Genomic DNA, 3,565 nt, shown 5'->3' on the forward strand with positions numbered 1-3,565 from the left:
ATGGTCTCCTCCCGGCAAAAATGCGTGAACAGAATTTCTATGCGATTGTCAAAAATTTTTGCTATAACCTATTGACTTTTCATAGCACGTCTTAATGTAAAAATTTTTGATTGATTAACGGTGTTTGGAAAGGTACTTTACCACCAAATCTCCAAGGACCTGGATGAGCTGCACCATAACCACAAGTATTGCCACGGTGTAGAGCATGATGTCGAGCATGAAGCGCTGGTATCCATAGCGCACCGCTAGGTCTCCCAGTCCACCACCTCCTATCACGCCGGCCATGGCGGAATACCCCACCAGGTTTATGGCGGTTATAGTTATTCCAGCGGCGATCGAAGGCAGGGCCTCGGGGATTAAAACCTTGGTGATGACCTGAAAAGGAGACGCCCCCATGGCCTGTGCCGCTTCGATGACGCCGCGGTCTACCTCGCGCAAGGCTGTTTCAGTGAGCCTCCCCATAAAGGGAATGGCTGCCACCGAAAGGGGAACTATGGCGGCCGTGGTGCCTATGGATTTTCCCACGAGCCACCGGGTAAAGGGAATGAGCATTATTAACAAAATGACGAAAGGAATGGAACGGAATATATTAACGATGGTGCCCAAAGCTTTATTCAAGGGGCTGTTTTCCAAAATCCTTCCTCTGTCGGTTGAATAAAGCAGGACGCCGAGAGGTATCCCGAAAATGGATGCTATGAGCACCGACACCGCCACCATGTAGACAGTCTCACGGGTTGCACTAAAAAGCAGCTTTACAGTTTCAGCCAATTTCCACCACCTCCACGTCAAGGCCTATATCTTGCAAGTATGAAAGAGCCCTGTCGGCCGTCCCGTTTTTCCCCTCGAACTGCACCACCAAAGTTCCAAAGGGAGTACCTTGGATGTTGTCTATGTTTCCGTACAGGATATTAGCGTTCACGCCGAATTTTTTCACAACCTCCGAGAGGATGGGCTTTGCAGTAATTTCACCGAAAAATCCTATTTTGACCACGCGGCCCTCTGCCAGGTTTCCGTTTAAGGCCTTTATTTTCGCTTTAAGCTCTTCGGGAATTTCGCAGATGAACATAGATTTTAAAAAGTTGCGAGCCGTCTGAGTTTTCGGCCTTGAAAATATTTCAAAAGTCGTCCCCTGCTCTACCACCCGGCTTTTTTCTATAACCGCCACTTTGTTGCATATTTGCTTTATCACGTTCATCTCATGGGTCACGACCACCATGGTGATGCCCAGCTTCTCGTTGATGTCTTTTAAAAGTTTCAGGATTGAAAGGGTGGTTTCCGGGTCCAGTGCGGAAGTCGCCTCATCGCAGAGCAGAACTTTCGGGTCGCAGGCAAGAGCCCGGGCGATGCCGACCCTCTGTTTTTGTCCTCCTGAAAGCTGCGAAGGGAAGGACCTTGCCTTGTCGGAAAGCCCAACCAGATTCAGGAGATTTTCCACCTTTTCGTTTATGGTTTTCCTGTCAAAACCGGCTATTTCCAGCGGAAAGGCCACATTCCCCCACACGGTCCGGGAGGAAAGCAGGTTGAAGTGCTGGAAAATCATGCCGATTTTCTTACGCATCTCTTTAAGCTCTTTGGGGGAAAGTCCGGTCATCTCCACGCCGTCGATTTCTATAGAGCCTGATGTGGGCTTTTCCAGCAAATTGATGCACCGAAGCAGGGTGCTTTTCCCTGCGCCGCTTAGGCCTATTATTCCGAAAATGTCTCCTTTTTCGATGTCGAGATTTATGCCGTCTAACGCTTTGACGGTTCCCGAAGCCGAAGTGTAGACCTTTGTGAGATTCCTTATCCGAATCAATTAAATCCCTCCCCTCCCCAAAAATGCAACAAAAAACCCCCTTCTGACATCGAGAAGAGGGTTTGGTAACCTCTTATCTGCCAGAACGTAACGTTCTGCTGGAATTAGCACCGCTGCAACTGCGCTCGCAGTTGCCGGTTGCCGGGTTTCATCGGGCCAGTCCCTCCACCTGCTCTCGATAAGAGTTTTTCTTATTCAATTTTGTTGATATAAATATTAGCACTCTTTTTACGTTCTGTCAATGCCATTTTAAGCCAGTTTTTTAGCCCTACCCAAAATTTTCAGCCAAGTTTGTTAAAAAATTAACTTGAAACGACGCGAGATGTATGGTAAAATAGTGTCACGAAATTAGAAAAAAATAGCACCAAAATAGCATGAAAGTTGCCCGCCGCCTGGGTTACGTGGCGCAAAGATACGAAAGTGGCCGTTTTACAGTATTCGATGCTGTGCTTCTGGGCAGAAAACCTCACATCAAGTGGGGTGCTACCTCAAGAGACCTGAAAATAGTCCAAGACGTTTTACAGGTGCTTGGCATGGAGGAACTTTCTCTTCGCTACCTCGACGAGCTGAGCGGAGGAGAGCTGCAGAAAGTAGTCATAGCCAGGGCTCTGGCCCAGGAGCCGCGGGTACTTCTTTTAGACGAACCCACCAGCAACCTAGATTTAAGAAATCAGTTCGAGGTGCTAAAGATAGTAAAGAAAGCTGCCAAGGAGCGAAACATCGCAGTGGTGGTAGTAATGCACGATTTAAACCTTGCAATGCGGTTTGCTGATAAATTCCTCCTTTTGAAAAACGGGACGATCTTCGCCTGCGGGGGAATTGAAATAATGACGCCGGAAAACATAAAAAGCGTCTACGGAGTCCAGGTAGCGGTGGAAAGACTGGCGGGAATCCCTGTGGTTGTGCCCTTGTAAGGCTGAGCAAAAAAGGCGGAGGTGAGTGTGCCGTGGAAATTCTGGATAAGGATGAATGGAAGAAATGCGTAGAGTTTCATGGCCACGTATGCCCTGGCCTTGCCATAGGCTATAGGGCCTGCGAGGCACTGAGGGAAAAGCTAGGAAGGGGCTTTTCAAAAGACGAAGAACTGGTGTGCGTCACGGAAAATGACGCCTGCGGTGTCGACGCGGTGCAAGTCCTTACAGGCTGTACCTTTGGGAAGGGCAACCTGATATACCGGGGGACTGGCAAGATGGCCTTCAGCTTCTTTAGGAGGGATACCGGTGAGAGCATACGGATAGTTTTCAGTCCAAAAGAAAATATACAAGATAAACAAAAGAAGTTGGAGTTCATCTTGACCGCGCCTCTTGAGGACATATTCCTTTTCAAAAAACCTAGTTTCTCCATCCCTGAAAAGGCTAGAATTTTTAAGACGGTAATCTGTGAAGTCTGCAAAGAAGGAGCACCCGAGCACAAAATCCGCCTGATGGACGGCAAAAGGGTGTGCCTCGATTGCTTCGTGGAGGTCAATTTTCCCTATACAAAGCTAAACAATCTATAACTTTGTTAGGTACTCATTGTGCAGACCCCAACGAGCATTATACTGTCGGGGCCGACGGCTACCTCCATCACCGTCTGACCAGCCCAGCACCCCTATTAAACAGGGGAGACCCATATTCCCCCGGCTTTAGGCCTCTGGCTGCCAGGCTGCTTCCCGGCGTTTTCCGTCCCTCGGACTTTTGCCCTAAGGCACATACCGGGAGGGGGAGTTACCCCGCCTGCCTATCGCCCCTTAACCCCCACCACAGGGTGTTGCCGGACTCCCGGGAAGTT

The 3,565-nt window shown here is 49.1% G+C and carries 3 protein-coding genes, 1 pseudogene and 1 riboswitch; of the genes and pseudogenes, 2 read left to right on the plus strand and 2 right to left on the minus strand.

What is annotated here, in order from left to right; all coding sequences use genetic code 11:
• Positions 1 to 114: 114 nt before the first annotated feature.
• On the minus strand, positions 115 to 768 hold the full coding sequence (locus AN618_RS12125) for a methionine ABC transporter permease (RefSeq protein ID WP_066355569.1): 654 nt from the start codon (positions 766 to 768) through the stop codon (positions 115 to 117).
• The gene (locus tag AN618_RS12130; protein WP_066355571.1) at positions 761 to 1,795 is read right to left on the minus strand and encodes a methionine ABC transporter ATP-binding protein; all 1,035 of its coding nucleotides are present in this window, start codon (positions 1,793 to 1,795) and stop codon (positions 761 to 763) included. Before AN618_RS12130 ends, AN618_RS12125 begins: the two co-directional genes overlap by 8 nt.
• Positions 1,796 to 1,865: 70 nt before the next feature.
• Positions 1,866 to 1,980, minus strand: a riboswitch (SAM riboswitch).
• Between the two features lie 189 nt (positions 1,981 to 2,169).
• On the opposite strand from AN618_RS12130, the pseudogene AN618_RS12135 reads away from it, so the two are divergent.
• Positions 2,170 to 2,709 (plus strand): annotated as a pseudogene (locus AN618_RS12135) (ABC transporter ATP-binding protein); the annotation flags it as partial.
• 41 nt (positions 2,710 to 2,750) lie between these two features.
• Positions 2,751 to 3,293 (plus strand): FmdE family protein, encoded by a 543-nt coding sequence (locus AN618_RS12140; RefSeq protein ID WP_066355574.1) that lies wholly within the window; start codon positions 2,751 to 2,753, stop codon positions 3,291 to 3,293.
• The last annotated feature ends 272 nt before the right edge of the window (positions 3,294 to 3,565 follow it).

Source organism: Fervidicola ferrireducens (assembly GCF_001562425.1).
Classification (GTDB): domain Bacteria; phylum Bacillota; class Thermosediminibacteria; order Thermosediminibacterales; family Thermosediminibacteraceae; genus Fervidicola; species Fervidicola ferrireducens.